The organism is Streptomyces durbertensis (assembly GCF_014156695.1).
In the GTDB taxonomy this organism is placed as follows: Bacteria; Actinomycetota; Actinomycetes; order Streptomycetales; family Streptomycetaceae; genus Streptomyces; species Streptomyces durbertensis.
This window is the reverse complement of sequence record NZ_WMLF01000474.1, coordinates 1-4041: the sequence shown is the minus strand read 5'-3', so window position 1 is coordinate 4041 and position 4041 is coordinate 1. Positions and strand designations below refer to the sequence as shown.

The window sequence follows — 4041 nt, the reverse complement described above, 5'->3', positions numbered from 1 at the left end:
CTTGAGGAACCGCGCCGCGCTGTTGAGTTCAGACATCCTGACCGATGATGCGGAGGGTCACTCCTTCTCCAGCCCGAGTCGACGTCGCGCTTCCTCGTGCGAGACGTACGAGACGGTGCCGTCGGTGACGCGCTGACGGTGTTCCGCGACGGCGAGCGCGTCCGCGAGCTCCTGCGGGTTGATCAGTATGGCGGCGACATGGCCGTGGTCATCGGATAGGTCTCAGTCACGCATTGCAGTGTGCGGAGAACTGCTGCTGTGTGCTGTACGCGTCCTACGGAATGCCGGCGGCCCTGCTCCCCGGACGGCGGGGGAGCAGGGCCGGTTCGAAGGCCGACACCCGTGTGTCGGCGAAGCGGCGCCAAGGCGCCGACCGCGCCGACCGCGCCGACCGCGGCGTCAGTAGGCGGAGCCCGCCGCGCCGAGGCTGCCGGTGGGGTGCCAGACGGTCTTGGTCTCCAGGTAGGCCAGCATCCGTTCGAGGCCGGGCTCGACGGCCCAGTCGGAGGTGAGGCCGGGGCGCACCACGCGCTTGAGGTTGTCGGCGGCCGCGATCTCCAGTTCGCGGGCGAGCTCGTCGTCGGCGCCCGTGAGGTCGATCGCGTTCACGTCCTGGTGCGCGGCGAGCGGTGGTCCGAGCTCGGCGGCGCGGCCGGAGAGCAGGTTGACGACGCCGCCCGGCACGTCGGAGGTGGCGAGCACCTCGGCGAGTGAGAGCGCCGGCAGCGGGGCCCGCTCGGCGGTCACCGCGACGACCGTGTTGCCCGTCGCGACGGCAGGTGCGAGCACCGACACCAGGCCGAGGAACGAGGAGTCCTGCGGCGCCAACACCGCGACGACGCCCGTCGGTTCGGGTGTGGAGAGGTTGAAGTACGGCCCGGCGACCGGGTTCGCGCCACCCACGACCTGTGCGATCTTGTCCGTCCAGCCCGCGTACCAGACCCAGCGGTCGATGGCCGCGTCCACCTGCTCCGCGGCCTTCGCCCGGGACAGCCCCTCGGCGTCGGCGACCTCGCCGACGAACTGCTCGCGGCGGCCCTCCAGCATCTCGGCGACGCGGTACAGCACCTGGCCCCGGTTGTACGCGGTGGCGCCGGACCAGCCGCCGAACGCCTTGCGTGCCGCGACGACCGCGTCCCTGGCGTCCTTACGGGACGACAGCGGTGCGTTCGCCAGCCAGTTGCCCTCGGAGTCCGTCACCTCGTACACCCGTCCGCTCTCCGAGCGGGGGAACTTGCCCCCGACAAAAAGCTTGTAGGTCTTGAGCACGCTCAGCCGCGCGGTGGTGGCGCTGCTCCCTGCACCCTGGGCCGCCGCCGCACCGGCCTTGGCCTTCGGCTTCGCCTTCGCGGCCTTTCCGGCCGCCTTCGTGGCCCGCTCGTCCTGCTCAGACATCGAGGTACGCCTCCAGACCGTGGCGGCCGCCCTCGCGGCCGGAGCCCGACTCCTTGTACCCGCCGAACGGCGAGGTCGGGTCGAACTTGTTGAACGTGTTCGCCCAGACGACGCCGGCCCGCAGCTTGTTCGCGACCGCGAGGATGCGCGAACCCTTCTCGGTCCAGATGCCGGCGGACAGGCCGTAGGGCGTGTTGTTCGCCTTGGCGACCGCCTCGTCGGGGGTGCGGAAGGTGAGCACGGACAGCACCGGGCCGAAGATCTCCTCCCGGGCGACCGTGTGCGCCTGGCTGACGCCGGTGAACAGCGTCGGCGCGAACCAGTAGCCGGAGTCCGGCAGTTCGCACGGCGCCGACCAGCGCTCGGCGCCCTCGGCCTCGCCGGTCTCGGCGAGGGCGGTGATCCGCGCCAGCTGCTCGGCGGAGTTGATGGCGCCGACGTCGGTGTTCTTGTCCAGCGGGTCGCCGACGCGCAGCGTGCTCAGCCGTCGCTTCAGCGAGTCCAGCAGTTCGTCCTGGATGGACTCCTGGACCAGCAGGCGGGAGCCGGCGCAGCAGACCTGGCCCTGGTTGAAGAAGATGCCGTTGACGACGCCCTCGACCGCCTGGTCGATCGGCGCGTCGTCGAAGACGATGTTGGCGCCCTTGCCGCCCAGCTCCAGGGTGAGCTTCTTGCGGGTGCCGGCGACCGTGCGGGCGATCTCCTTGCCGACGGCGGTGGAGCCGGTGAAGGCCACCTTGTCGACGCCCTCGTGCGCGACGAGCGCGGCGCCGGCCCGGCCGTCGCCGGTCAGGATGTTCACGACGCCCTTCGGCAGCCCGGCCTGGCGGCAGATGTCGGCGAAGAACAGCGCGGACAGCGGCGTCGTCTCGGCGGGCTTGAGCACCACGGTGTTGCCGGTGGCCAGGGCCGGGGCGATCTTCCAGGCCAGCATCAGCAGCGGGAAGTTCCACGGGATGACCTGGCCGGCCACGCCCAGCGGGCGCGGCTCGGGGCCGAAGCCGGCGTGCTTGAGCTTGTCGGCCCAGCCGGCGTAGTAGAAGAAGTGCGCGGCGACGAGCGGCAGGTCGGCGTCCCGGGTCTCCCGGATCGGCTTGCCGTTGTCCAGCGTCTCCAGGACGGCCAGCTCGCGCGAGCGCTCCTGGATGATCCGCGCGATGCGGTACAGGTACTTGCCGCGCTCGGCGCCGGGCAGCGCCGACCAGGGCCCGAAGGCGCGGCGGGCGGCGGCGACGGCGGCGTCCACGTCGGCGGCGCCGGCGTCGGCGACCTCGGCGAGCACCTCCTCGGTGGAGGGGGAGACGGTCTTGAAGACCTTGCCGTCGGCGGCCTCGCGGAACTCGCCGTCGATGAAGAGCCCGTAGGTGGGCCTGATGTCGACGACCGCCCGGGACTCGGGTGCGGGTGCGTATTCAAAAGCCATGATTGCCCTTAGTCCACCGTCACGTAGTCGGGACCGGAGTAGCGCCCGGTGCGCAGCTTCTGGCGCTGCATGAGCAGGTCGTTCAGCAGGCTGGACGCGCCGAAGCGGAACCACTCGTTGCTCAGCCAGTCCTCGCCGAGCGTCTCGTTCACCATCACGAGGTACTTGACGGCGTCCTTGGTGGTGCGGATGCCGCCGGCCGGCTTCACTCCGACGCGGGTGCCGGTCGCGGCGTGGAAGTCGCGGGCGGCCTCCATCAGCAGCAGCGTGTTCGGCGGGGTGGCGTTCACCGCGACCTTGCCGGTCGAGGTCTTGATGAAGTCGGCGCCGGCGAGCATCGCCAGCCAGCACGCGCGGCGGATGTTGTCGTACGTCGAGAGCTCGCCGGTCTCGAAGATGACCTTGAGCCGGGCGGCGGTGCCGTCCTCGCGGACGCACGCCTCCTTCACGGCCCTGATCTCCTCGAAGACCTGGAGGTAGCGGCCGGAGAGGAAGGCGCCGCGGTCGATCACCATGTCGATCTCGTCGGCGCCGGCGGCGACCGCGTCCCGGGTGTCGGCCAGCTTGACCGGCAGCGCGGCGCGGCCTGCCGGGAACGCGGTGGCGACCGAGGCGACCTTGACGCCGCTGCCGGCCAGGGCCTCCTTCGCGGTCGCGACCATGTCCGGATAGACGCAGATCGCGGCGACCTTCGGGGTGTCCGGGTCGGTCGGGTCGGGACGGCGGCCCTTGGCCGACAGCGACCGGACCTTGCCGGGGGTGTCGGCGCCTTCCAGCGTCGTCAGGTCGATCATGGAGATCGCCAGATCGATGGCGTACGCCTTGGCCGTCGTCTTGATGGAACGGGTGCCGAGCATGGCGGCGCGGGCCTCCAGCCCGACCGCGTCGACACCGGGCAGGCCGTGGAGGAAGCGGCGCAGCGCGGCGTCGGACGCGGTGGCGTCGGCCAGCGCGGCGGTCCCTGCGGTGGGTGTGGATGTCACGGAGGGCATGGTCACCAGACGAGCATATCTACGCGCGTAGCGACCTGTCATCCCCTGAGGCGAAGATGAGCCACGCCCGAAGACCCCGGTCCCGGGCGCCGCCCATGGCCGGATCCGACCGGTCCGGGTTTCGAACCGGGTATCAGACCCCGCCGGTGCCGGCCTCCGGGTCCGCGACGCCCGCCGCACGGCGCTCGGCGCCCCCGGACGGCAGCACCGCCGCCACCCGGAAGCCCCCGC

At 71.7% G+C, this 4041-nt stretch carries 3 protein-coding genes; all 3 read right to left on the bottom strand.

The window, feature by feature from the left end:
• Positions 1-399: 399 nt before the first annotated feature.
• From GL263_RS22890 to deoC, 3 genes are read right to left on the bottom strand one after another with little or no spacing between them, the layout of a single operon-like run.
• The gene (locus GL263_RS22890) at positions 400-1395 is read right to left on the bottom strand and encodes an aldehyde dehydrogenase family protein (protein ID WP_182857643.1); all 996 of its coding nucleotides are present in this window, start codon (positions 1393-1395) and stop codon (positions 400-402) included.
• Entirely contained in the window at positions 1388-2818 is a 1431-nt protein-coding gene (locus GL263_RS22885) for an aldehyde dehydrogenase family protein (RefSeq protein WP_182857642.1), read from the bottom strand. Before GL263_RS22885 ends, GL263_RS22890 begins: the two co-directional genes overlap by 8 nt.
• A gap of 8 nt (positions 2819-2826) precedes the next feature.
• On the bottom strand, positions 2827-3810 hold the full coding sequence (deoC, locus tag GL263_RS22880) for a deoxyribose-phosphate aldolase (RefSeq protein WP_228456757.1): 984 nt from the start codon (positions 3808-3810) through the stop codon (positions 2827-2829).
• Between the last annotated feature and the right edge of the window lie 231 nt (positions 3811-4041).

Excerpts from the sequence above, each read along its gene's own strand:
- GL263_RS22890 (WP_182857643.1), bottom strand. The coding sequence starts at position 1,395 with ATGTCTGAGCAGGACGAGCGGGCCACGAAGGCGGCCGGAAAGGCCGCG.
- GL263_RS22885 (WP_182857642.1), bottom strand. The coding sequence starts at position 2,818 with ATGGCTTTTGAATACGCACCCGCACCCGAGTCCCGGGCGGTCGTCGAC.
- deoC (WP_228456757.1), bottom strand. The coding sequence starts at position 3,810 with ATGCCCTCCGTGACATCCACACCCACCGCAGGGACCGCCGCGCTGGCC.